Annotated in this window: 9 protein-coding genes; 4 read left to right on the forward strand and 5 right to left on the reverse strand. The window is 64.1% G+C overall.

The features are described from left to right. The first annotated feature begins 23 nt into the window (after window positions 1–23). The 3 genes from CRX69_RS20515 to fabF are packed head-to-tail and all read left to right on the forward strand — an operon-like array spanning window position 24 to window position 5,556. On the forward strand, window positions 24–1,133 hold the full coding sequence (locus CRX69_RS20515; protein ID WP_107322727.1) for an efflux RND transporter periplasmic adaptor subunit: 1,110 nt from the start codon (window positions 24–26) through the stop codon (window positions 1,131–1,133). Next, window positions 1,130–4,210 carry an efflux RND transporter permease subunit gene (locus CRX69_RS20520; RefSeq protein ID WP_107322728.1) on the forward strand — a complete coding sequence of 1,027 codons (3,081 nt, stop codon included), beginning with the start codon at window positions 1,130–1,132 and terminating at the stop codon, window positions 4,208–4,210. Before CRX69_RS20515 ends, CRX69_RS20520 begins: the two co-directional genes overlap by 4 nt. Before the next feature lie 56 nt (window positions 4,211–4,266). Next, a complete protein-coding gene (gene fabF, locus CRX69_RS20525) occupies window positions 4,267–5,556 on the forward strand; it encodes a beta-ketoacyl-ACP synthase II (RefSeq protein WP_107322729.1) in 1,290 nt (429 codons plus the stop codon). An 11-nt stretch (window positions 5,557–5,567) separates the two neighbouring features. On the opposite strand, the gene CRX69_RS20530 is transcribed toward fabF, so the two are convergent. After that, window positions 5,568–7,271, reverse strand: a complete 1,704-nt coding sequence (locus CRX69_RS20530; RefSeq protein ID WP_107322730.1) for an ABC transporter ATP-binding protein/permease — start codon at window positions 7,269–7,271, stop codon at window positions 5,568–5,570. A 199-nt stretch (window positions 7,272–7,470) separates the two neighbouring features. Here CRX69_RS20530 and fhuF point away from each other — a divergent pair, with 199 nt between their 5' ends. Further along, the gene (fhuF, locus tag CRX69_RS20535; protein ID WP_107322731.1) at window positions 7,471–8,154 is read left to right on the forward strand and encodes a siderophore-iron reductase FhuF; all 684 of its coding nucleotides are present in this window, start codon (window positions 7,471–7,473) and stop codon (window positions 8,152–8,154) included. A gap of 178 nt (window positions 8,155–8,332) precedes the next feature. Here the strand turns inward: fhuF and CRX69_RS20540 are convergent, their stop codons facing one another. The 4 genes from CRX69_RS20540 to CRX69_RS20555 all read right to left on the reverse strand — a co-directional run. After that, on the reverse strand, window positions 8,333–9,982 hold the full coding sequence (locus CRX69_RS20540) for a cyclic peptide export ABC transporter (protein ID WP_107322732.1): 1,650 nt from the start codon (window positions 9,980–9,982) through the stop codon (window positions 8,333–8,335). A 1-nt stretch (window position 9,983) separates the two neighbouring features. Further along, a complete protein-coding gene (locus tag CRX69_RS20545; protein ID WP_107322733.1) occupies window positions 9,984–13,820 on the reverse strand; it encodes a non-ribosomal peptide synthetase in 3,837 nt (1,278 codons plus the stop codon). Further along, window positions 13,817–24,022, reverse strand: coding sequence for a non-ribosomal peptide synthetase (locus CRX69_RS20550; protein WP_107322734.1), 10,206 nt, complete (start codon window positions 24,020–24,022; stop codon window positions 13,817–13,819). Before CRX69_RS20550 ends, CRX69_RS20545 begins: the two co-directional genes overlap by 4 nt. Window positions 24,023–24,115: 93 nt before the next feature. Continuing rightward, window positions 24,116–26,433 (reverse strand): condensation domain-containing protein (locus CRX69_RS20555; protein ID WP_157952144.1); only part of this gene is annotated, 2,318 nt, incomplete at its 5' end.

Consider the following 26,433-nt stretch of genomic DNA (forward strand, 5'->3'; position numbering starts at 1 on the left):
TCTATTCTTCAAGTAGGGAATCTATGCGCCGGCTTCGACCTGTCACCCTTGCCGCTTGCTTGTTGCCTCTCGTCCTGACGGCGTGTGGCGACTCTTCCACCGTCCAAGATCCGCGCACGCTCGCTCCTTTGGTGAGGGTCTCTGAAGTTCAGGATTCGTCCGGCCTCTGGCGTTCATTCACCGGAGTCGTGGCGGCTCGCGTCCAGAGTGACTTGGGTTTCCGAGTGTCGGGCAAAGTGCTTGAGCGTCTGGTCGATACCGGGCAGACCGTCAAGCGTGGTCAGCCGCTCATGCGTCTGGATCCCATCGACTTAGGCTTGCAAGCACGAGCGCAGCAAGAAGCGGTCACTGCCGCCAAAGCCCGTGCCAAACAGACCGCAGATGACGAGGCTCGTTATCGTGAGCTGGTGGCCGCAGGCGCCATTTCCGCATCGGGCTACGATCAGATCAAAGCCGCAGCCGATACCACGAAGGCACAACTCAGCGCCGCGCAAGCTCAGGCTGACGTGGCCCGGAATGCGTCGGGCTATGCCGTACTGCTGGCAGACGCCGATGGCGTTGTCATGGAGACGCTCGCCGAACCCGGGCAGGTGGTCAGCCCTGGGCAGCCGGTGGTTCGACTGGCACGGGCCGGTCAGCGCGAAGCCATCGTGCAATTGCCAGAAACCTTGCGTCCGGCCGCAGGGTCCACCGCTCAGGCGACGCTTTACGGCAACACCTCGGCTGCTGTCACTGCCAAGCTGAGGCTGCTGTCGGATTCGGCTGACCCTGTGACACGCACCTTTGAGGCGCGGTATGTATTGGCGGGCGGGCTGGCCAATGCGCCGCTGGGTTCGACCGTCACCCTTCGGATCGCCGAAGACGCCGCGCAAGGGCCGGTCCTGCAAGTTCCGATCGCTGCCCTCTATGACCCGGGCAAGGGAACCGGTGTGTGGGTCATTGCCGGCGAACCGGCGAAAGTCAGCTGGCGGCCTGTTCAGGTCCTGGGCTTGAGTGACGACGCTGCCCGAGTTGCAGGTGAGCTCAAGGTTGGCGAGCGCATTGTCGCGCTGGGCGCGCATCTACTGCGCGATGGCGAGGAAGTGCGACTGAGCCCACAGGGTGACGTGAAGGTTGCCGGGGGCCGTCAATGAGTCTCAATTTATCGGCACTCGCCGTTCGCGAGCGCTCCATTACCGTGTTCCTGATCTTTCTGATTGCCGTCGCGGGTACCTTGGCGTTCTTCCAGTTGGGGCGTGCCGAGGACCCGCCGTTTACGGTCAAGCAGTTGACCGTCATCACTGCATGGCCGGGCGCGACTGCCCAGGAGATGCAGGACCAAGTCGCCGAGCCGCTGGAAAAGCGCCTGCAAGAACTGAAGTGGTACGACCGCACGGAAACCTACACCCGTCCAGGTCTGGCTTTCACCATGGTCTCGCTGGTCGATCGCACGCCACCCTCGCAAGTGCAGGAGGAGTTCTATCAGGCGCGCAAGAAACTCGACGATGAGGCCACTCGGCTGCCGGCGGGCGTCATTGGGCCGATGGTCAATGACGAGTATTCGGACGTTACCTTCGCGCTGTTCGCCCTGAAGGCCAAAGGCGAACCGCAGCGCCTGCTGGTGCGAGATGCCGAAGCGTTGCGCCAGCGCCTGTTGCATGTGGCGGGCGTGAAGAAGGTCAACATCATCGGTGAGCAGCCCGAGCGAATCTTTGTGTCGTTCTCCCATGATCGACTGGCGACCTTGGGCGTCTCGCCCCAGGATATCTTCGCCGCGCTGAACAGCCAGAATCTGCTCACGCCTGCTGGCTCGATCGAAACCAAAGGGCCGCAAGTCGTCCTGCGGGTGGACGGTGCCTTCGATAAATTGGCGAAAATTCGCGACACACCGCTTGCGATCCAGGGGCGCACGCTGAAGCTCTCGGACGTCGCGACAGTCGAGCGCGGATATGAAGATCCGGCCACTTTCCTGGTTCGCAATAACGGCGAAGAGGCGCTGCTGCTGGGGATCATAATGCGCGAGGGCTGGAACGGCCTGGACCTGGGCAAGGCACTGGACGCCGAGACGACCAAGATCAATGAAGGCATGCCACTGGGCATGACGCTGACCAAGGTCACCGATCAAGCCGTGAACATCGACTCGGCCGTCGGTGAGTTCATGGTCAAGTTTTTTGTCGCGCTGCTGGTTGTCATGCTCGTTTGCTTTCTCAGCATGGGCTGGCGTGTAGGCGTTGTGGTCGCAGCCGCCGTACCGTTGACGCTGGCGATAGTGTTTGTGGTGATGGCGGCCACCGGAAAGAACTTCGACCGGATTACCCTGGGTTCGCTGATCCTGGCGCTTGGGCTGTTGGTGGACGACGCGATCATCGCGATCGAAATGATGGTGGTAAAGATGGAGGAGGGCTACGACCGGATCAAAGCGTCCGCGTATGCCTGGAGCCACACCGCCGCGCCGATGCTGTCCGGTACGCTGGTGACGGCGATTGGCTTCATGCCCAACGGCTTTGCGCAATCGACCGCCGGCGAATACACCAGCAACATGTTCTGGATCGTCGGCATTGCCCTGATCGCCTCCTGGGTCGTCGCGGTGGCTTTTACCCCTTATCTTGGGGTGAAGCTATTGCCGGATATCAAGCCGGTCGAGGGCGGTCACGCGGCTATCTACAACACGCGTCATTACAATCGCTTTCGCCAGCTCCTGACCCGCGTCATCGCGCGCAAATGGTGGGTGGCCGGCACCGTGGTCGCGACATTTGTCGTGGCGATTCTCGGCATGAGCCTGGTCAAGAAGCAATTCTTCCCGACCTCAGACCGTCCCGAGGTATTGGTCGAGGTGCAGATGCCCTATGGAACCTCCATCGAGCAGACCAGTGCCGCCACGGCCAAGGTCGAGGCCTGGTTGCAAAAGCAGGATGAGGCGAAAATCGTCACCGCCTATATCGGTCAAGGTGCGCCACGCTTCTACCTGGCGATGGCGCCGGAACTCCCTGACCCGTCCTTCGCCAAGATTGTGGTGCTGACGACCAGCCAGGAGGCCCGTGAAACCCTCAAGTTCCGTCTTCGCGAAGCGGTCGCCGAAGGGCTTGCCCCGCAGGCGCGGGTGCGGGTGACTCAACTGGTGTTTGGTCCGTATTCGCCATTCCCCGTGGCTTACCGGGTGATGGGCCCCGATCCGTCAACGTTGCGCGAGATCGCCGGTCGGGTACAGGACGTCATGCAAGCGAGCCCGATGATGCGGACCGTCAATACCGACTGGGGGCCACTGACGCCGACGCTGCATTTCAGTCTTGATCAAGATCGTTTGCAGGCGGTGGGCCTGACCTCGAATGCCGTCGCCCAGCAGTTGCAGTTCCTGCTCACGGGGGTGCCGATTACGGCGGTTCGCGAGGACATCCGTTCGGTGCAAGTGGTTGGTCGCGCCGCAGGTGATATTCGACTCGATCCCGCCAAGATCGAAGGTTTTACCCTGGTGGGCACGGCGGGACAGCGTATTCCGCTGTCCCAGGTCGGCGAGGTGGATGTGCGCATGGAGGACCCAATCCTGCGGCGGCGTGATCGCACGCCGACCATTACCGTGCGCGGCGACATTGCCGAAGGCTTGCAGCCACCGGACGTATCGAGCGCAATCCTCAAACAACTGCAGCCGATCATGGACACCCTTCCTGACGGGTACCGGATCGAGCAGGCGGGGGCCATCGAGGAGTCGGGCAAGGCCGGCCAGGCGATCGTGCCGCTGCTGCCGATCATGGTTGCCCTGACGCTGCTGATCATCATCCTCCAGGTACGCTCGATCTCGGCGATGGTCATGGTGTTCTTCACCGCGCCGCTGGGATTGATTGGCGTGGTGCCGACCTTGCTGATCTTCCAGCAGCCGTTTGGAATCAACGCCCTGGTCGGCCTGATCGCGCTCTCGGGTATTTTGATGCGCAATACGCTGATTTTGATTGGGCAAATCCACCACAACGCGCAAGAAGGGCTGGACCCGTTCCACGCGGTGATCGAGGCCACCGTGCAACGGGCCCGGCCGGTGCTGCTGACGGCGCTGGCGGCCATCCTGGCATTCATCCCCCTGACACACTCCGTCTTCTGGGGGACGCTGGCCTACACGCTGATCGGAGGGACCTTCGTCGGCACCATCATGACGCTGGTATTTCTGCCGGCGATGTATTCCATCTGGTTCAAGATCCATCCTGACAAACAGGTCCAAACTGAAACGGCGAGGCTGGCGTAAGTCAGCAAACGCATGCTGCTGTCAGTGGATGTCGACTGAAAAATGAAGAGGTTTTTATGATGACTGCCGAAGGTCAAAAGCGAATCGTCGTCACAGGCATGGGCATTGTCAGCCCCCTGGGTTGTGCAGTGGAAGAAGTCTGGCTGAGGTTGCTGGCAGGACGTTCCGGTATCCGTAACCTGTCTGGCGATATCACCGAGGGTACCGGCGTTGCGGTGGGCGGTCAGGTGCCGTCTCTGCAAGAGGATGCCGTTGCGGGGTATGACCCCGAGCGCTTCATCTCGGTCAAGGATCGCAAGAAGATGGACCGTTTCATCGAGTTCGCCCTCGTTGCTGCCGATGAAGCCCTGGCGCAGGCAGGCTGGCATCCGACGCAAGCCTCAGACCAGGAACGCACCGCGACAATCATTTCATCGGGCGTCGGTGGCTTTGGCGCAATTGCCGACGCTGTACGCACCACCGATGCGCGTGGCCCGCGCCGCTTGTCGCCATTCACCGCGCCGGCCTTTCTCGCCAACATGGCGGCCGGGCACGTTTCCATCCGGCATGCGCTCAAGGGGCCTCTCGGTGCGCCTGTAACGGCTTGTGCCGCCGGGGTGCAAGCCATTGGAGATGCGGCCAGGCTCATCAGAAGCGGTGAGGCGGATATCGCCATATGTGGCGGTACTGAAGCGGCGATAGACCGTGTGACCCTGGGCTGTTTTGCCGCCGCCCGCGCACTGTCCACGGGCTTTGCCGAGCACCCTCAGGAGGCCTCGCGTCCCTTTGATCGCGACCGTGACGGTTTCGTCATGGCCGAAGGGGCCGGGCTGCTGGTGATCGAGTCGCTGGAGCATGCCCTGGCCCGTGGTGCCAAGCCCCTGGCCGAACTGGTCGGCTATGGCACCAGCGCCGATGCCTATCACCTGACCGCAGGCCCGGAAGACGGCAGCGGCGCACGGCGCGCCATGCAGCAGGCTCTGCGCCAGGCGGGGGTCAGCCCTGCGGACGTGCAGCATATCAATGCCCACGCGACCTCCACACAGGTGGGCGATAACGGGGAGTTGGCAGCGATTCGCTCGGTGTTCGGGGCTGACTCTGGCGTGGCTATCACCTCGACCAAGTCCGCCACCGGGCACCTTCTGGGGGCGGCGGGGGGCATTGAAGCGATCTTCACCGTGCTCGCGCTGCGTGATCAGGTCGTACCGCCGACGCTGAACCTGCTTCATCCCGATGAAGCCGCAGAAGGGCTCGATCTGGTCGCCCTGAATGCCCGGAAGATGTCGATCACCCATGCGCTCTCAAATGGATTCGGGTTCGGCGGCGTTAACGCCAGCGTCCTGTTTCGTCGTTGGGATGCTAAATAGAGACGGCGAACTCACACCGGTTGCTTCACCTTCCGATGCACCCATCGTGCTTCGCTTTGCAGCTCCAGGACCTGCCAATGGAAGCGCTCAAGCGAAGCATTGTGGCCGACGCTGATCAGGATCGTTTCTGGCAGCGTCTCTTTGAGCAGTTGATAGCAGCGCGCCTCGTTGGTTGAATCCAGTGCCGAACTGCTCTCGTCGAGGAACAGCACCGTCGGGCGGGCCAGCAGGGCCCTGACGAACGCACAGCGTTGCTGTTCGCCGACGCTGAGGGTCTGCGCCCAGTCCCGCTCTTGCTCCAACAGATCGCTCAGGTGCTGCAGGCCAACTTGCTCCATGGCCTGGCGCAGCGCGGCATCTTCTTCGCGACGGGGTGGGTTGGGGTACCACAGCGCTTCACGCAGACTGCCCAACGGCAGGTAGGGTTTCTGCGCAAGCGTCAGGGCACGCTCACGGTCATAACAGCTTGAGCCGCGAGCGTGATGCCAAAGCCCGGTAATCGTGCGGATCAGCGTTGATTTGCCGTAGCCGGACGGCGCGCGGATCATCAGGCTGTCACCGGGCTTGAGCGACAGATTGAAGTCTTTGAACAACGGCCGGCCGTTCGGCAGCCAGATGTCCAGGTCCTTGATATCGAGACCGTGGGCCTGTTGTTCGAGCCTGACCTGGGACTTGACCTCAACGTTATCCAGGCGCTCCTGGAAGCCGATCAAGCGGTCAATCACCGACTTCCATTCCGACAGCTCCGGGAACACGCTCACCAGGTAGGCGATGGCGGCGTGCACTTCGCCGAAGGCCGCGCTTATCTGTGTCAGGCGGCCGAGGGGAAAGGCGCCGGCAAAGAACTGTGGCGCCATGATGAACATCGGGATGACCGTCGCGCTGCGCAAGTAGAAGGTCGAGTAGCCCATGATCAGCTTCTGTTTTTTCACCAGCGCCCAGAAGTTTTCCAGCGCCGCCTCCAGGCGGTGGTTGAAGCGTTCGTTCTCTACGACTTCGCCGCGGTATTGCGCTACCGAGTCAGCGTTCTCCCGCAGGCGGATGAGCGAGAAACGAAAATCCGCTTCACGTCGCTGCTGCATGAAATTCAGGCTGGGCAGCGCGCGTCCCAGCCAGAAGGCCAGGCCGGTGCCCAGGAGCGCATACACCAGGGCGATCCACACCAGCAGTCCCGGAATGATGATGGACTGGTCGTTGAACGGCACGCTGACCAGGCTTGAGGCCTGCCAGAGGATATGCAGGAAGGAAAACAGCGACACCACCGAAGTCAACAGGCCCAGGCTCAATTTGAGCGACTTGACGATGAACAGGTCGATGTCTTCGGCGATCCGCTGATCGGGGTTGTCGACCTCGGTTTCTGTCAGCTTCAGCTTCTGGTAGCGCTGGCTGTCCAGCCATTGATCAAGCATGTTGCGGGTCGCCCAGCGCCGCCAGCGGATGGTCAGCTTCTGCTGGAAGTGGAACGCGCCCACGGTGAAGGCGGCCGTGCCGATCTGCAGCAGGATGAACTGCAGGCTGCCGATCAGGAAACCGTGGTAGTCCAGGGCCTGCAAGGCATTATAGAAATGCAGGTTCCAGAAGTTGGTGAGGATGTTGACCCCGACCAGGCACAGGGTCATCAGCACGGTGGCCAACAGCAGCAACAGGGCCGGGTACTTTTCCTCGGATGCCCAGAAAGGCCGCGCGAGACGCCAGAAATTGCGGAGTGTGTGCATGTGGTCTTGGTGAGCCTGGTCGCTAACGACGTTGAGTTTGCAGGGGAGGGAGGATAGGATCAGCCAATGCTAATCGTTTGCATTAATTAGGGAAAGCCACGGGAGCCCCGTTATCGAATTTCCAGAATGGCTTAACCAGGCCTGGCCGCCGATACAGCGGGTCATTCGGCAGGAACCTGGTGATCAGCCTGCCATCGCGTTGAGCCAGCTTGCCGACCCTGGCGTACTGCAACCCTTGCTGACCCGGTTTGCCTTGCGTTACCCAGGGGTGAACCGCGCCGCCGTGGTTTCGCAGTGGTCGATGAACTACATGAGTATCGTCCTGCCGGCCACCCTGGCCTGTGTGCTGACGCGTCGCTGCGCGATCGAGTTCTGGGGCGAGGACGCATTGCTGTTGCACGACGACGGCCAACCTGCGGCGCTGGGCCTGGCCGCCGGACTGTCAGCCTTGGACGCGGATGGCCGTGCGGTGTACTGGTCGCGGTTGATCCACGAGCACCTGGCGCCGCTGTTCAGCACATTGGCCACCGCCGGTGGCCTGGCCCCGAAAATATTGTGGGGCAACTTCGTTGCTATCTGGGACGGTGCCTTTGCCAGAATGGACCCTGACCTGTCCAAAGACGGTTTTGCCGAGGCGCACCAGTGGCTGGAGCAGGTCACGGTGAACAACGGACGCTTGAAGCTGCGAGGCCTGCAACGCATGGTCGAATCACCGGCGCCGCAGATTTGCCCGTGCTTGCCATTGCGCCGGCATTGTTGCCTGCATTACCAACTGCACGAGCCGGTCGAAGGCCAACCGCCGGTGCTCTGCGAATCCTGCCCCAAGCTGCACCGTCTGCCGCTGGCGGAGCAGGTGAGCTATTTGCATTACATCTATGAGTAGGGTTGGGCGCGCGTTCAATCCTTACCCCACTGGTTTCTGGCACAGCAAGTCCTTGTGGGAGCGAGCCTGCTCGCGATAGCGGCGGGTCAGCTTGCATCAATGCTGAATAGTCGACTTCATCGCGAGCAAGCTCACACACATTTGGGTTGGGGGTTGCCCTGGAGTTGTGGGCGCATTCTCAAGTGGACAGCATTTGCGCCAGGGGCACGGCGTCAGCCTGGGGAGCGACTTCACTGAGCTTGCCATGTTCGATGCGGATCAGCCGGTCGGCCAGGCCGAAGTAGGCGTCGTCGTGGGAGATGACGATCAGTAGTTTGCCGCGTTCGCGCAGGTCCGGCAGGATCCGGGTGTAGAAGAAGTGCTTGAACACCGGGTCCTGGTCGGCCGCCCATTCGTCGAACAGGTAGCAGGGGCGATCATCCAGGTACGCACTGAGCAGCGCCAGGCGCTTGCGTTGCCCGGTGGACAACGCCAGCGTCGTCAGTTTGCCGTCCTCGATTTGCACCTTGTGGTCCAGCTGCAGGTGCACCAGGTAGTCCTGTGCCTGTTTCACCAGGTGCGGATCGTCGCCATCGAACAGGTTTTCGAACAGGCAGAAGTCGGTGAAGATCGCTGAGAAGTGCTGTCGGTAATGGTGATTGTCATTGCTCGAGGACACTTGTTCGTCGAGCATGACGTCGCCGCTTTCCGGCCGGTACAGCCCTGTCAGCAACAGCGCCAGGGTGGTCTTGCCGCTGCCGTTGCCGCCGGTGATGAACACCACTTCGCCGGCATTGAGGGTGAGGTTGATGGGGCCCAGGGTGAAGTGACCGTCCTCGCGCTCGCGGTAGTAAGTGTGGGTGACCTGGCGGCACACCAGGCTGCGAACCTGGGTCGGCGAGATCGTCTCGACGGTTTCGTCGGCGGTTTGCATCTCGCCTTCCAGGGCGCGGATCTTGTTCAGGGCCACGCTGGCCCGACCGAGGGTCGGCAAGGCGTGCATCAGCTCCGACAACGGCGTGATCATGTAGAGGATCGCCAGGATATAGCCGGTGACCAGGCTCGCGCTCAGGTCGATGAAATGCGGCGCGGCGAACAGCACCACACCGATCAGCATGTAGAACACCGCATTGCCCCAGTTCAGGACCAGGGCGTAGATGCTCATGCCCCGTACAAAATCGCGGCGGTATTGCTGGCTCACCGGTATCAGCAGGCGGGTGAAGAAGTGCTGCCGGCGCGGATGGTTGAGTTGCAGTTCCTTGCTGCCATCGGTGAGCAGGCGGTACTGATTGAACAACTGGTCCTTGAGCTCGCGAGCACGGGAGATCGAGGTCAGCGCCCGACGTTGCGGCCAGTGAAAGCTCAGGCTGCCCAGGACGATCAGCAGCAGCGTCAGGCCGAGCAATGGCATGCTGAGCCAACCCAGGTAGCCGAGGCACGCGGCGATGATCCCGACGTTGACCAGCAGGATCGGCACCAACTCCACCGCCTGGCTGATGGTCTGCGTATCGTCGGTGAGCATCGCCAGCAGGCGATGCTTGCCCAGGCGCTGCAATTGCGCGTAGGGCGTGTCGATCAGCTTGGCGCTCAGGTGCAGGCGCATGTCGTTGACCGCAGCCTGGCCCAGGCGCAACAGGCTGATGTCGGAGATGATCCGCGACACCGCGACCAACACCACCAGGCCAGCGAAGAGCAGGCCATCCACCGGGCGCAGCTTGTCGAACACCTCCAGGCTGTGGTTGATGTTGGCGATCAGGCCGGCAGCCGCGAGGCCGCAGATCAACCCCGTCAGGGTCGCCACCAGCAGTGCGCGCCAGGAGCGTTTAGCCATGAGTAACAACAGATCCATTTCAAACCGCTCCGTGTGTAGCAATGGCCGTGAGACGCGCCGCCAATTGTTCGTGCAAGGCGCGTTGCTCAAGGATGGTCAGGTGTTGCGCCGTGATGACCTCGCGGGTCAACGGCCCGCTGCTCAGGTCTTCCCAATGCGGGTCGGCGAAGTCGGCCTGGGCCAGGGTGTCGCTGGCCCACCAGACTTGCACCGGGCAGCTTAGCCGGGCAGGCTTGAAGGTCGCCAGCAGATGCTGCGTGTGCTGCTGGTAGCGCAGCCGCGTTTGCAAATGCTCCCAACTGTCGCCATCGAGTTGCAGGCCTTGCTGGCGTGCCCACTGCACCAGCTCCGGCAGGCGTGCCGCTGGGGGCAGGGCGTCCAGTTGCTCCAGCAATGCGGCCATGATCGGTGGCGGCAACCGGCGCATCACGCTCTGGCTGTCCGGTGTCAGCGCTTGGGAGGCTGACTCCAGCAGCGCCTCGACACTGTCTTCTGGCGCTTGATGCTGGTACTGCGAGTCGATGATACCGAGAAACGCCACTGCTTGGCCCTGGCTTTCCAGGCGCGCGGCCGCAGCAATCGCCAGCAGACCACCAAGGGAGAAGCCCAGCAGGTGGTACGGCCCCTGGGGTTGCTGTTGGCGCAGGTGCTCGACATAGAGCGCGGCGAGGCTCTCGATATCGCCGCCCAGCGTTGTGCTGTCGTCGCTCAGGTACGCCGCCTGCAAGCCCCACAGATGCCAGGCCGACAGCGGCGCCAGCAGCGTGCGGTAATCCTGCACGTGGCCGGTGGAGGGGTGGAAGCAGAACAGGTTGGCGGCTTCGACAGCGCTTGGCGCCGACAACCGCACCAGCGGCGAGAGTTTGAGTTCGGCCTGCACCAATGCTGCAAATGCCGAGACGCTCGGGGCGTTGAACACCGCATTGACCGTCACTGGTGCCGACAGCGCGGTCTGCAGGCGACTGGCAAGCGTCACCGCCGCCAGGGAATGGCCGCCCAGCTCGAAGAAATCATCGTCGATGCCCACTCGCTCCAGGCCCAGCACCTGTGCCCAGACCTCGGCGAGCAAGGCTTCCAGCGGCGTGCGTGGCAAGGCACTGCCGACCGTGTCGAGGACTTTGTCAGCCCATTGCTGCAGGGTCTTGCGGTCGAGCTTGCCGTTGCCCATCAGGGGCAAGGCTTCGACGATCCGCAGGGTGGGCAGCATGTAGTCCGGCAAGCAATCCTGGGCCTGGCCATGCAGCCTGGCGACTGTGGTCGAATGCCCGGGCGCCAGGGTCATGAAGGCGAACAGTTGGTGGCCGAGCTCGCCGCGAGGGATGCATTCCACCGCGGCCTGGGCCACACCGGGAAGGCTGGTCAACTGCGCCTGGATCTCGTCGAGTTCCACGCGGAACCCACGGATTTTCACCTGACGGTCGGCCCGCCCGGTGATCTCCAGGCTGCCGTCATGGCGATAGCGGGCCATGTCGCCGGTGCGATAGAGGCGTTCGCCCGGCCGATGTGCCAGCTCGATAAAACGTCCGGCGCTTTGTTGCGTGTCCAGATACCCGCGGGCCAGTTGCGGGCCGGCGATATACAGCTCGGCGCTTTGCCCTGGGGCGGCCAACGCTTGCTGCTCGTCGAGCAGGTACAGGCGCATGCCGTCGAGGCGGTCGCTGAGGGGCAGGCGACGATAATCTACGCTCGGATCGGCTTTGTGCATCACCACCCCAACGGTGGTTTCGGTCGGGCCGTAATGGTTGAAGACCGTTAGCGCCGGAGCAAGGCTGCGAATGCTTTGCAGCAGGCGCCGCGAGCAGCTTTCGCCACCGAGAACCAATTGCTTGCGCGGCAACACGGCAGCGCTTTGGGCATGAATCAACCAGGCGTCGAGCAACGACGGCACGATCTTCAGGTGATCGATCGGGTACTGCGCCTGCCAGGCTGCCCAGGCCTGGGCGTCCATGGCCGTTTCCTTGTCCAGCAGGTGCAATTCGCCGCCGCTGAGCAGGGCCGGGAACAGCAACGTGTAGCCCAGGTCGGCCGCCAGTGAGGTGACCACTGCACTGTGTTCGCCTGCGGCCAGTTGCAAGCGCCGGGATACGCTGGCGACATAACTGGCCAGCTGTTGGTGCTCGACGATGACGCCTTTGGGTGTACCGGTGCTGCCGGAAGTGAACAGCACGTAGGCCGCGTCCTGTCCTTGGATCTCGACGTTGGTTGCAGTCGTTGGCGCTTGCTGCCAGGCCGCTTCCTCGCGCAGGTCGAGGCTGCCGATGCCCGGCAACGCAGGGGCGCTGCCGGCCGAGCCGCTGAGTATGAAGGTCGGCTGGGCTTGTTGCAGGATCGCCAGCGAGCGTTGTGCCGGCTGATGCACATCCAGGGGAACGAACGCCGCGCCGCTCTTGAGCACGGCGAGCATGGCCAGGACCATCTGTGCCGAGCGATCCAGGTACAGCGCCACGCGATCTTCGCGACCCACGCCCTGGGCGCGCAGGAAATGCGCCAGTTGGTTACTGCGGGCCTGCAGTTGGGCATAGCTCAACTGCCCATTGGGGTCGCGCAGGGCCAAATATTCGGGAAACTGCGCGGCACATTCATCGAAACTCGCCGGCACGCTGGTAAACGGCAGTGCCGCAGCGTCGGATGGCGCCTGCAGGGCGGTCAGCGTTGCGGTAAAACTCGGCGCCTGCACTGACAGTTCGGCCAGGGGCTTGCCTGGGTTGGCCAGGGCATCGAGCAGCAGCGATTGGAGTTGCTCCAGCAGGACCAGGGCGGCCTGTTCGCTATAGCGGCCCGGCAGGTGGCAGAGGTTCAGGCGATAGCCGCCAGCGGTCGTTTCGGCCACCAACAGCAGCTCCATACCGGCGGGGATGGCCTGTGCGTCCAGCACCGTGAGCGTCGACGCCATGCTGCCCAAGGTGTCGAGTCGATCGGGCAACTGCCCACCCCACTGGAAGCCGTACTGCAAAGTGTCGGCCGGCAGTGCAGCGCTGACGCCGCAGTATTCCTGCCATTCGGTGGCTTGCTCGCAGAGCACCTGCAGGTTCGCCAGCGCCTGGGCAAACTGGCTGTCCGCCGCCGCTTGCCAGCGCAGGGGCAAGGGCTTGGCGAACAATCCCCAGCAATCGGCGAGTTCTTCATAGTCGTCGCGGCAATCGTGGACCCAGTTCAAGGTCAGTGCCGGGCTGTCGCCGCTGCTCAGGCGCTGCAACAGCACGCCCCAGGCCGTCATCAGCACTTGTTCGGGCGATGCGTCGTGACGTTGGCAAAAGCTGTCCAGGGCCATGCTCAACTGTGGGTTGGCGCTCAAGCGAGTGGTCACCGGGGCGTCGGAGCGGTCGCTGCGAACCTCACGGTAGAGCAACTCGCTGGCGGCCGCTTCGTCCAAGGCTTGGCTGGCCCAGAAACGCCGGCCAGGCTCGGCGTCTTCATCGGCCTGCAATTCGTAGAGCCAGGCGCTGTACTGGGTATAGGTCATCGCCTCGTCATCCACCGATGGCGCCTCTATCGAGCCCAATGCCTGCGCCAGGCGCAGCAAGGTCCCGCGATCCGCGCTCAGCGCCGGCAGTTGCAGCGTGACCCGCTGCCGATCGCCGTCGAGCGCTTGCACCTCGACGCTGATGGCGTCCGTGGCCGTGACCGTGGATTCAACCACTTGCAAGGGCATCAGCAAACCTGGCTCTGGCCGTACCCGCAGGCGCAGGGCCTCGTGACACACGCTCAGGGCGGCGAGTCGTTGGTGAAGACGCTCCAGGGCCAACGGGCCTTTTATTTCCAGTTCCAGGCGCGCCGCTGGCAATCCCGCCAACCACTGGCTGCGTTGTTGGGGCGAGAGGGCGAAGGCTTCTTCGCGAGTTTCAAAGGCGCTCATGCCTGCACCTCCGCAGCCAGCGGCGGCTGTGCTTCGGGCAGGCAACCGGTCAATTGTTCGCGACGCATCATCTGGCCCATGGCGACACAGATCTTGCGCTCACCCTCGAAGGGATCCCGAGCGTGGGCCACCAACATATTGTCCAGCATCACCATGTCACCCTTTTGCCAACTGAAACGTACCGCGCAGTCTTCATAAGCCTCGCCGATCACTTGCATCACTGCGTCTTCAATCACGCTGCCATCGCCGTAGTACACGTTGCGTGGCAAATGTCCGGGGCCGAACAGGCTGATCAGGTTGCTGCGCACTTCCGGCTCCAGGCAGGCGGTGTGGTGCAGTTGCACCTGGTTGAAGAACGACAGTTCCAAGGTCTCGGGATGCTCGACGATGGCCGGGCAGTGCTGGGCGATCCGCAGGTTGTCGGCCCCCAGCCATTCCCAGCGCATGCCCGACGCCAGGCATTGGCGCTCGACTTCCTCACGCTGTTCGGTCTTGAAGAAGTCCTGCCAGCGCACATCCAGCTTGTCGGTGAAGTGCCGCACGTACAGCAGCCCCAGGGCCTTGAAGCGAGCGACGATGTCCTCGGGCAAGCGCGCCAGCACCTGCCGGCAATCGACGATGGGCGTGCAACCGCCCCGCGGCGCCGGCGTTTCGCAATAGAACCACTGCTTGCGTGGCCACTGCGGCAGATGGGAGCTCTCGTTGTGGAAGAGAATCATGTGCTGTTCCGGGTACGGCGTGGAGTGGTAGATGTTCTTGCCGGACTTGTTTTTCGGCAGGTCACCGTAGGTCCCGTAGAGGTCGGGTTCGATGGCCTGGGCGAACTGTTCGAAAGCGCTGGCATCCGGCAGGTTGAAACCCCGGAACAGCAGGCCACCGTGGGTCAGCAGCTGTGCATTGATCCATTCCCGCGCTTGCAGCGCCCAGTGCACCGGGTCCAGGTCGCCGAGCAACGGCTCGATCACCAACGGCAAGGCTTGCCCGGCGCTGAGGGTGCGGGTCCGGACCTGCTCATGGGCCACCTGGCTCACAGCGGTTGCACGGGTCTGCTTGAGCTTGCTCAATTTGGACTGCTTGCGCGCGCTGCGGGCCGTGGCTTCGTCGAGCGACGAATTCGCCAGGGACGTTGCGCTGGCGTTGCCACCCTCAAGGCGCCACGACCAATTGTCCAGCGCTTGTCCCGGGGGCGAGACGATCTGCTCCAACAGGCTCTCGAAGCCTTGTTCGAGGCGCTGGATGGTCGGCTCGTGCAACACGCTGGTGCGATACACCCAGCGCACATTCAGGCCTTGATCTTCGTCCTCTTCGACAAACACGGCGAGGTCGAACTTGCTGCTTTCCTGGCGTGATACCAGGTGTTCCACCTCAAGGTCCGGCAGGCTGGCATTGCCGCTGGGGGTGTTCTGCATGACGAACAGCACCTGGACCAGGGGATTGACCCCTGGTGTACGCGGCGGTTGCAGTTCCTCGACCAGTTTGTCAAACGGCACCTGCTGGTGCTGGAACGCCGACAGGCAATCCTCGCGCAAGCGTTGCAGACGGGCGTCAAAGCTTTCGCCCTCGCTCAGGCGGGCACGGATCGGCAGCACGTTGACGAAGAAGCCAATGAGATGCTCCAGGGCCGGATGTTCGCGGTTGGCCAGGTCGGTGCCGACGATAAAGTCGTTGGTCCCGGTGGCCCGTTGCAACAGGCTGTTGAAGGCATTGAGCAGGACCATGAACAGCGTCGCCCGCTGCTGTTGAGCATAGGCCTTGAGCACCTGGGCCTGGGCCGGTGTGAAGCGTTGTTCCAGGGCCGCCCCCTGATAGTCGGGACGCGCCGGGCGTGGCTGGTCAAGCGGTAGCGGGATCAGCGTTGGCGCGCCGTCGAGTTGGCGGCGCCAGTAGTCGATGGCCCGTGCCAGCAGGCGCTGTTGGGTTTCGCTGCGTTGCCAGTAGGCATAGTCGGCGAACTGGATCGGCAACACCGGCAGCACCGGTGTCGAACCGCTGGTACGAGCCTGGTACCCGACGATCAGCTCCTGCATGAGGATGCCCATGGACCACGCATCGGTGGCGATATGATGCAGCACCAATTGCAGCACATGATCGACGGCGCCCAGGCGCAGCAGACTGGCGCGCAACATCGGCGCCTGTTGCAGATCGAACGGGCGTGCCGCCTGTTCATCAATCAAGCGTTGCAGGGTTTGCGCTTGTTCCTCGTGGTCGAGGTGACTCAGCTCGGTCGGCGTCAGGTCAACCCGCGGTGCCGGGCTGATGACCTGGCAAGGCTGGTCGCCGTGGAGATGGAACGCCGTGCGCAAGGACTCATGGCGTTCGAACACGGCCTGCAACGCCGCTTGCAGCGCTGCGACGTCCAGCGCACCACGCAGCCTGATGGCGGTGGTCATGTTGTAGGCGGCGCTGGGGCCTTCGAAGCGATCCAGGAACCACAACCGTTGCTGGCTGTAGGACAGCGGCAATGGCTGGTTGCGTGGCGCCAGGGCAATCTCGCTGTTGCCGTCGGCCTCGGTCTGGGCGTCGCGTTGCTGATCGACCGCTTCGGCCAATTGTTCCAGGGTGCCACGCTCGAACAGCGTGCGCAGCGGCAGGTTCACGTTCAACCGTCGGCGAATCCTCGACAACACCTGGGTGGCCAGCAACGAGTGACCGCCGATGGCGAAGAAGTCGTCGTGCACACCGACGGTGTCCAGGCCGAGAATTTCCTGCCACAGCTCGGCCAGGACCTGCTCGGTCGGCGTGCGCGGTGCCAAGCACTGCGCCTGCGCCGTTTCGTCCTGGGGCACACCCAGGGCGGCGAGGGCGCGACGGTCGACCTTGCCATTGGCGTTCAGCGGCAATTGCGCAAGGGCCAGCCAACGGGCTGGAACCATGTAGCTTGCCAGCTGCTGGCCCAGGTAAGCGCTCAAGACCTGTTGCGCGGACTCGCCGCCCAGGTTGGCCGTGTCGTCGAGCACATACCAGGCCACCAGTTGCAACGCCCCGCGGGCGTCGGGCAGTGCCAGCACCGCCGCGCTGTCCACCGCTGGGTGTTGCATCAGGCGGTTTTCGATCTCGCCCAGTTCGATGCGGTGGCCACGAATCTTCACTTGCTGGTCGCGCCGCCCGAGGTATTCGATCACGCCATCGGCGCGCATCCGGCCGATATCACCGCTGCGATACAGCCGCGCATCGGCCTGGAACGGGTGCGGAACAAAGGCTTCGCGGGTGCGTTGCGGGTCGCGCAGGTAGCCGCGACCGACGCCGACACCACCGATGCACAATTCGCCGGGTACACCGACAGGGACCAGGCGCAGCGCCGAGTCGAGAACGAACACCTGGTTATTGGCGGTCGGCTTGCCGATGGGCATGTGCAGGCAGTCGTCGGCGGGCGCTTCGGTGATGGGGTAGAAGGCAACGTCGTCCGAGCATTCGGCGGGACCGTAGGCGTTCATCAACGGGATCGCCGGGAAGCGGGCGAACCAGTCCCGCGCCAGGGCCGGCGGCAATGCCTCACCGGTGGGCAGGAGCCAGCGCAGGCTCGCCAAGGTGTGGTGCGCCTGGCTTTCCTGGAGCATGCCGCGAATCAGCGCCGGCACGGTTTCCAGCAGTGTCAGTTGCTGCTCTTGAACCGCATCGAGCAGAGCCACAGGGTCGTGGGCCTGGGCATCGGGAAGGATGTGCACGGTGGCGCCGAACAGCGGCGCGGCGAGGAACTGCCACACGCTGATATCGAACGCCGCCGAAGCCGTCTGGGCAATCCGGTCGTGCTCACCCAGGCCCAGGCTCGGGACCTTGCCGAACATGTTGTTGAGCATCCCGCGTTGTTCAACCATCACGCCTTTTGGCGTGCCGGTGGAACCCGAGGTGAAGATCACGTAGGCCAGTTGATCCGGGTTGTGCGCATAGGTGACCGGCGGCTGTTCGCGGCCTTGCCAGAGCGCTTGGGCGATCAGGCAGGTGGGTTGCTGGCGCATCTGCGGCAGGACGTAGTCCAGCGTCGAGCTTGCGTGCTCGCAGACCAGCAACAGCGGTGCTTCGCCCAGGTCCAGCAGCTCCGCCAGACGAGCATGGGGCTGTTGGATGTCCAGGGCCTGGAACGCCGCGCCGACCTTGAGCGTGGCGATCATCATCGTCAGCAAGGCCAGGCCTCGCTCAGCGAACAGCGCCACCAGGGTTTCCGGGCCGGCACCGGCCGCTTGCAGCGCATGGGCGATGCTGTTGGCGCGGCGGTCCAGTTCGGCGTAGGTCAGCGATTGCCCCTGGCATACGGCAGCGAGGTGTTGCGCACGGTTGCGAACTTGTTCGGCGAACAGCGCCGCATAGCCGCGCTCCAGCGGGAAGTCGACGTCGCTGCGGTTGCAGTCGATCTGCAACTGCCGGCGTTCCGCCTCGGGCAGCATGTGCAGGCTGCCCAGTGGCGCTTGCGGCGTCTCCAGCATGCCCGAAAGCAGCTGCACCAGATGGCCGAGCATGCGCTGCACGGTGTCAGTGCTGAAACGCATGCTGTCGTAGGACAGGCGAATGCCCAGGCGGTCGCCGGGGTACAGCACCACCGTCATCGGGAAGTTGGTGTGCACCCGGTCTTCATAGATGTCGATGCTGAAGGCATCCAGTTTCACGCTGCTGATATCCAGCGGCGCGTTCTCGAACACCACCAGGCTGTCGAACAACTGCTGGCCGCGCGGCACTTGGCTGCAACGCTGGATGTCCACCAGCGAAGCGCTTTCGTGTTCGCGCAATTGCGCGTTGTGGGACAGCAGCGCCTGCAACCAGTCGGCCACTGGCACCTCGGGATCGACATCGATGCGCAGAGGCAAGCTGTTGATGAACAGCCCGACCATTTCTTCTACGCCGGCAAGGTCAGTCGGGCGGCCGGCGACGGTCACGCCGAACAGCACATCGCGGTTGCCGCTGTAGCGCGACAGCAACAGCGCCCAGGCGCCCTGGATCCAGGTGTTGGGGGTCAGTTGGTATTGCTGGCACAGCTGCTGCAGCCGCTGGGTCTGGGCGATGCTCAGGGTCTGGTCGAAATCGCCAACCTGTTCCGGTGCCTGCTCCGGACGCGCCACGGGGCTGTCCACATGCAGCGGTGTCGGTTCGCTGAAACCGGCCATTTCGGCCTGCCAGAACGCATGGGCGGCGGCCATGTCATGGCGTTCCAGCCAGCTCATGTAGCCGCGGAAGGAGCGCAGGCGTGGACGGGCCACCGGCTCCTGGCGCACGATGGCCTGATAGATCGCCAGCAGGTCTTCCATCAGCAGGCCGAAGCACCAGGCGTCGGTCAGGATGTGGTGGAAACTGCGCACCACGGCGAAGCGTCGCTCATCGAGTTGGAACACCCGCAGGTGGGTCAGCGGCGCACAGGCCATGTCGAAACCTTGCAGGCGCTGTGCTTCGAGGGCCTGGTCCATCGCCAGGCGCTGCTGTTCTTCATCGAGGTGGCGCAGGTCCTGCCAGTCGAACGCCCGATGAGTTTGGCGGTATACGCATTGCAGCGGCTCATGATCGTCCTGCCACCAGAAGGCAGTGCGCATCATGGGGTGGCGCTCAAGGAACAACTGCCAGGCCGCTTCCATCGCCGGGCGCTGCAGTACCCCGTCCCAGCTGTAGCGTTGCTGCATCAGGTAGATGCCGCTGTGGGGTTGCAGCAGGGTGTGCAACAGCATGCCCTGTTGCATGGACGACAGCGGGTAGACGTCTTCGATGTTCGCCCAGTCCAGCGGTTCGGATGCCAGGGTTTTCGCTTGCTTGTGGCACAGCGCAAATGCCTGGCTGGCGGGGCGCAGGTCGGCTGCGCTGGCCAATCCGGCGAGTTCGTTCAAGCGTTGTGCAAGGCGCGGTGCCCAGTCGGCGGCGAGGGCGCCGTGGCTGCGCAGGTGCAGGCAATCGTCCTGCCACCAGGCGTCCAGGGTCAGCGGGCAAGGCGAAGCTGTCGCGGGGCTTGCGGCTTCGACCTGGGCCAGGATGCCACGCTCTTCGCGATGGCTGTCGAGGTTGCCCAGCCAGCGAATGGCCACCGATGCCGCCGGCAGATCACGCAGCGGTTCTTGCAGGTAGGTGTTGTCCGACAGGAAACGCAGGGCGCCATAGTCGACGCCGTGCTGCGGGTAGGCGCGCATTTGCGCGGTCAGGGCCTGCAAGCGTTGCAGCAGGCTGTCGCCTTCGGGCTGGAGGAAGTACGGCACCGCCAGGGCCAATGGTCCCATGATGCGTGCCGGGTCGAGGTCGGCCACGGCAATCGGCGCATTTACCGGCAGACGCTCGGCGCTTGGACGGGCATCGTGCACGCTCAGCGCAACCAGGCCATTGCCGCACAGTTCACGGCACTGTTCGACCACGGCAGCGGCCAACAGGCTGTTCCAGTCCAGTTGCAGCACTTCGCCCAAACGCTTGAGCTCACCTGAGGTGGCGGCCGGCAGGGTCTGCTCGACCACGCTGGCCGGCTGCTGGCTGTCCGGCAGTTGCAGCGTTTCCGTGCCGGCGTATTGCAGCCAGTGTTCCCAGGCGTCGTCCAGGGCATCGCCCTGTGCATGGGCCTGCTGGTGCCGCGTCCACTGGGTGAAATCGCCACCGGTGTAGGACAGGCGCACCGGCCGCTGATAGCGCAGTTGCGCCAAGGCCAGGTTGAGGTCGGTCAGCAGCAGCGCCCAGGATGCCTCGTCCAGACACAGCGGATGAGCGGCCAGCAGCAGGGCGTGTTTGCCGTCCACCTCCAGCAGGCGGGCATGCAGGGTTTGGCCGGCGTCCAGTGCCAGCGCGTCTACACCGGTCTGGGCCAGGGCTTGCAGTTGCGCCGGGGCGCAGGTCTCCAGTTTCTCGATGGCGATGACCGGGGCCTTGGCCGCGACTAGTACCCGTTGCTGCCACTGGCCCTCCGGCAGGGCCTTGAGCGCCAGGCGCAAGGCCTGGTGGTGTTGCTGCAAGGCGCAGATGGCCTGGGTCAGCAGCTCGCTATCGAGCGTCTGGCTCAGCGCCACGCAACGCCAGGTGGCGTGCAACGGCCCTTGTTGCAGGCGCGCCAGTTGCCCGGCGGCCAGCGGCAGGTCATAGCCATCGGCAATCTCGTGTGCCACGCCATGGCTGGCATCGGCGCCCAGCACCCGGGCGATATCGGCGATGGTGCGGTTCTCGAAGAGCTGGCGGGGCGTGAGTTTCAGCCCTTGCTGGTTGGCGCGGGCGATGATCTGCAAGTTGATGATCGAATCGCCGCCCAGGGCGAAGAAGTTGTCGTGCACGCCGACACGTTCCAGCTTCAGGACTTCCTGCCAGATGGCGGCCAGCTGCGCTTCGACTTCATTGCGCGGCGCGACATGGGTGGCGCTGTCGTCCGTGGGTTTTTGCGGGAGCGGCAAGCGCTGGACATCGACCTTGCCGTTGCGGGTCAGGGGCAGTTCGTCGAGGGTGATGAAGTGCGCCGGCACCATGTAGTCCGGCACCCGCGCACCCAGGTCGTTACGCAGTTTCGTGGCGGACAGCGACTGGCTGGCGACCAGGTAGGCCACCAGGCGCAAACTGCCGTCCAGTTCCACGGCACGGACCAGCGCCTGTTCGATCAGCGGCGACAGGCGCTTGAGTTGCGCTTCGACTTCGCCCAGCTCCAGGCGGTTGCCGCGGATCTTGACCTGACTGTCGACCCGACCGAGGAACGCCAGTTGGCCGTCCACTTGCCAGCGCACGCGGTCGCCAGTGCGATACCAGCGTTGCTGATCGGCGTCGAGATGGAAGCGTTCGGCGGTCAGGTCCGGGCGGTGCAGGTAACCCCGGGCCAGGGCGCCGTTGATCAGCAGTTCGCCGGATACCCCGGTGGGCACCAGGCGGCCGTTGGCATCGACCACTTGCAGTTGACGGTTCGGCAGTGGCCGGCCGAGGGCGATGCTGCGCAGGCCCGCCGGCAACTCGGTGGCAATCGCCCCGACTGTCGCTTCGCTCGGCCCATAGTGGTTGAACACCCTGAGCCCTGGCGCCAGGCGGTTGACCTGTTCCAGCAGCGCCGGGCTGAGGGCGTCGCCGCCGAAGACCAGCAGGGCGCGGGGCAGCAGGCGGGCATCGGGCAACGCCTGCAACAGGCCGGCCAGATGACTTGGGGTGATCTTCAGCACATCCACCGGGTGTTGGTCGAAGAATTCGGCCAGTGCCAGGGGGCTGAAACCGCTGTCTTCATCCACCAGCAACAAGCTGGCGCCGCTGCACAGGGCGCCGAACAGTTGGGTGTGGCCCAGGTCGGCGGCGATGCTGGACAGCAAGCCGTAGCGAGCCGCCGATGGCGGGTTGAGCACTGCGTGCACCGCCGTCAGGTAATCGACGATGGACTGGTGCTCGACCACCACGCCCTTGGGGGTGCCGGTGGAGCCCGAGGTGTAGATCACGTAGGCAGCATCGGTCGGGCTGTGGACCACGACCGGTGGCGTGTCTGGCTGGGAGGCGATGGCGTCGGTCTGTTCCGCCAACCACAGCGTCGGCGTGTGCTCGGCCAGGTCTTTGAGCAGGGGTGAAGCGGCGGCACCGATCAGCAGTGCGGCGCGGCTGTCCACCAGCACGTCGGCCAGGCGCCCGGCAGGCTGCTTGAGGTCCAGCGGCAGATAGGCGGCGCCGGCCTTGAGGGTGGCCAGCAGGGCGATCACGAACTCGGCGCTGCGTTCCAGGGCCAGTGCCACCACGCTGTCGTGGCCGATGCCCTGGGCACGCAAATACTGGCTGAGGCGGTTGGCCTGCTGATCCAGTTCACGGTAAGTCAGGGCGCTCTGGCGGTCGCGCACCGCCAGCTGTTGCGGGTGGGCGGCCACCTGTTGTTCGAAGCGCTGGTGCAGGCACGTAGCGGCTACCGGCAGTTGTACACCACGGCCCTGCACGAGCAATTGCTGGCGTTCTTCAGGGCTCAGCCATTCAAGCTCGCTGACCCGGCACTGCGCGTGCGCCGTCATCGCCAACAGGATCGCGCGCAATTGGGCCGACAACACCGCGACCTCGGCATCGCTGAAGCGACTGCGGTCGTAGCTGATCAGGTAGTGCAGTTGTTTGTCCGGCACCACGATCAGCGACAACGGGAAGTGGTTGCGGCCTTGGGTGTGGGTGATGCCATCGACCTGCTGGTCGCTGCTCGGGGCACTGAAACTCAAGCCACCGGTGTCCTGGTTAAGTGCGTCGGTGACCGGGAAGTTCTCGAACACCAGGATCGAGTCGAACAGCGCCTGTTCAGCGGCGATGCGCGTCATCGACTTGAGTTTGCCCAGGGGCAGGTAGGCGTGGTGGCGCAGATCGCTGTTGGCTTGCTGCAAGTGTTGCAGCCAGTCCACCAGGGTCGGCTCGTCGGCCCATTGCACGCGCAGCGGCAAGGTATTGATGAACAGCCCGACGGTGCTGTCTACCGCCGCCAGGTTCTCCGGACGCCCGGCGACGGTGACGCCATAGACCACGTCGTCACGCCCGGCGTGTTGACCCAGCAGCAGTGCCCAGGCGCCCTGGATCAGCGTGTTGATGGTCAGGTCATGCTGACGGGCGAAGTGCGCCAATTGCTCGGTTTCGCTGGCGGCCAGCAGGCTTTCCCGTTCGGCGAACGGTGCCCCCGCAGGCGCTGGCTGGCGTACGGCGAAGCTGGGCAGTGGGGTCGGCTCGCTCACGTCCTGCAACTGTTCGCGCCAGAAGCTTTCGGTGGCGGCCATGTCCTGTTCCGCCAGCCAGGCGATGTAGTCTCGATAAGGGCGGGTTGGCGCCAAGTGGGCGGGGCGGCCATGGGCTTGTTCGTAGTACAGCGCCAGCCATTCCTGCACGGCGATGCCGACGCTCCAGCCGTCCATGAGGATGTGATGGAAGGTCCAGATCAGGTGCCAGCGCTCGGGGGCCAGGCGCACCAGGCACACGCGCATCAGCGGTGAGTCATTCAGCTCCAGGGGTTGCGCCCGCTGTTCCAGTGCCAACTGTTCGAGCGCGGCCTGCGGCTCGGCGCGGTCCTGCCAGTCCAGTTCAGTCAAGGGCAACTCAACGTCCTGTTGCACCACCTGATAGGCATCGTCCAGTTCTTCCCAGAGAAACGCACTGCGCAGCACCGCGTGACGCTGCATCAGCGCCTGCCAGGCACCACGAAAAGCGCTCAATTGCAGCGGGCCGTTCATGTCCAGGCTCAACTGCTGGTAATACACCCGCGAATCCGGTTCGTAGACGCTGTGGAACAACAGGCCGTGCTGGGTCGGCGAAAGGGAGTAGATGTCTTCGATGTTGTTCATGCTTGTTTGGTCCATTTCAAAGTCTTGAAAACTCAAGTGAGTCGATCAGGGCGCCGCGCCGGTCCGAGACCTGCGCGGGCGCGGCGTCGCTCGCTAGCTTTGGGAATTGGGTTTGGTCTTGAGTTTGCCCAGCAGCTTGTCCAGGGACTTCTGGTTCAGCGCCTTGGCCAGAGGGAAATCCGCTGGCATCAGCGAACCGGCCTGCGGGTCGAGGCAGTGCTCGACCAGCGCCTGCAAGTGTTCCAGCAGGCGAGCGGGCAAACGGCTGTCGGCGTTCGGCGTGACGCTGTGCCATTCGACACGCAACACGCCGTCCTCCAGCCAGGCCACTACTTCACGGGCATGGGTCACTCGGTTCACCGGGGCCACCTCCGGCGGCGGGGTCAGGCTGCTGGCGCGCAACCAGCCCTCTGGCGTTTGCTCATGCCCCAGGTAGTTGAACAGCACATCACCGTGGCTGGCCGGCAACTCGCCGCGCTGACGCAGCAAGCCGTAGCCAAGGCCTTGGCCGGGTACGTCACGCAAGGCTTGCTTGGCGTTGCGCACCTGCTCGCCCGCGGCACCGCGGGCGTTCACCCGCAGTGGGTACAGCGTGGTGAACCAGCCGACGGTGCGGCCGACGTCCAGCCCGGCAAACGGTGCGTCACGTCCGTGGCGCTCAAGGTCCACCACGATATCGCTGCGCTGTTCGACCTCGGCCAGGGTCGCGGCGAGGGCGGCAATCAGCAGTTCTTCCGGTTGCGTGCGGTACGCCGCGTGGGACTCGGTCAGCCATTGCTGCGTGCGGCTGGCATCCCAGCGGGCCGCCAGTGTCTGGCGCTCGGCGACCGTGGCCATGGGCGGCCGGTTCGTGCCGACCTGGGCACTCCAGTAGCGATGCTCGGTAGCAGCCTTCGCGGCATGGGCTTGCAGGTGCTCGGCCCATTGACGATACGAGGTGGTTTTTGCCGGCAACGTCGGCTGCTCTCCACGTTCCAGGGCGGGGTAGAGCTGTTGGAAGTCTTCCAGCAGCGGCGTCCAGGACACCGCATCGACCACCAGGTGATGGGCCACCAGGTACAGGCGCTGCGGCGTGCCCTCCAACAGGGCTGCGGCAAACAACGGGCCGTGTTGCAGGTCCAGGCTCTGCGCGACGTGCAGCAGTTGTTCCGGGTGTTCGCAGCGGGTCAGTTGGGCCGGGGCCACCGGCGCGATGTGCGCCTGCCATTGCCCGTCGATGTTGCTGAAACGCAAGCGCAGGGCGTCGTGGTGGGCCACCAGCCGGTCCAGCGTGGCTTGCACGATGGCCGGTTCCAGGCGACGGTCGCTGTCGGCCAGCACCGCTTGGTTCCAGTGGGCGGCCTGGACCTGCTGCTGGTCGAAGAACCACTGGTGCAACGGCATCAGCGGCATCGGCCCGCTCACGTCGCCTTGCTCGGCCTGGGTCAACAGTGTCGTGGTCACGTGGGCCAGCGCCGCCGGGGTCGGCGAACGGAACAGGTCCCGTGGCGTGAGCGAATAGCCCTGTTCACGCAGGCGCGAGATCAGTTTCAGGCCGAGGATCGAGTCACCACCCAGGGCAAAGAAACTGTCCGAGGTGCCGACTTCACGGCCGCCGGTCAAGGTGTCGCCGAGCAGTTCGCCGAACAACTGGCAGAGCAGGCGTTCCAGCTCGTTGCGCGGTGCCGCGTAGTCTTTCTGGGTGCTTGGCAGGGGCAGGGCAGCCAGGGCCTTGCGGTCGATCTTGCCGTTGGTGCTCAGGGGCAGGGCCGGGATTTGCACCCACACCGCCGGCACCATGTACGCCGGCAGTTCGGCCGCAAGCTGGGTGTCGAGGTCCGACTGCGCGGTGCTACTGCTGTAGAACGCCACCAGGCGGTTGTCGATGACCAGGGTGCAGGCGCCGGTGATGGCCGGCAGGTTAAGCAGCGCTGAGTCGATTTCCCCCAGCTCGATGCGCTGGCCGCGCAATTTCACCTGATGGTCGAGACGCCCCAGGTACTCGATGTTGCCATCAGCCAGGAAGCGGCAACGGTCACCGGTGCGGTACAGGCGATCACCGGCCACGAATGGACTGGTGAGGAAGCGTTCCTCGGTCAGGTCCGGGCGTTTCAGATAACCCCGGGCCACGCCAACGCCACCGATGTACAGCTCGCCGATGCTGCCAATCGGCAACGGTTGCATGGCCTCGTCGAGGATGTACAAACGCAGGTTGGCAATGGGCTTGCCGATCGGCACGATCACGTCGTTGGCCGAGCAACGCCAGACCGAGACGTCGATGGCCGCTTCGGTCGGGCCGTACAGGTTGATCAGGGCCGCTGGGTGCTGGCCCATGAAACGCCGCACCAGATCCACCGGCAGGGCTTCACCGCTGGCGAACACCTGGCGCAGGCTATGGCAGTTGATCAGGCTCGGTTCTTCGACAAAGGCAC

The organism is Pseudomonas rhizophila, assembly GCF_003033885.1.
Classification (GTDB): Bacteria; Pseudomonadota; Gammaproteobacteria; order Pseudomonadales; family Pseudomonadaceae; genus Aquipseudomonas; species Aquipseudomonas rhizophila.

Coding starts and splice junctions, on each gene's coding strand:
- CRX69_RS20545 (WP_107322733.1), bottom strand. CDS start 13,820: ATGAGCGCCTTTGAAACTCGCGAAGAAGCCTTCGCCCTCTCGCCCCAA.
- CRX69_RS20540 (WP_107322732.1), bottom strand. CDS start 9,982: ATGGATCTGTTGTTACTCATGGCTAAACGCTCCTGGCGCGCACTGCTG.
- CRX69_RS20530 (WP_107322730.1), bottom strand. CDS start 7,271: ATGCACACACTCCGCAATTTCTGGCGTCTCGCGCGGCCTTTCTGGGCA.
- CRX69_RS20520 (WP_107322728.1), top strand. CDS start 1,130: ATGAGTCTCAATTTATCGGCACTCGCCGTTCGCGAGCGCTCCATTACC.
- CRX69_RS20550 (WP_107322734.1), bottom strand. CDS start 24,022: ATGAACAACATCGAAGACATCTACTCCCTTTCGCCGACCCAGCACGGC.
- CRX69_RS20515 (WP_107322727.1), top strand. CDS start 24: ATGCGCCGGCTTCGACCTGTCACCCTTGCCGCTTGCTTGTTGCCTCTC.
- fabF (WP_107322729.1), top strand. CDS start 4,267: ATGATGACTGCCGAAGGTCAAAAGCGAATCGTCGTCACAGGCATGGGC.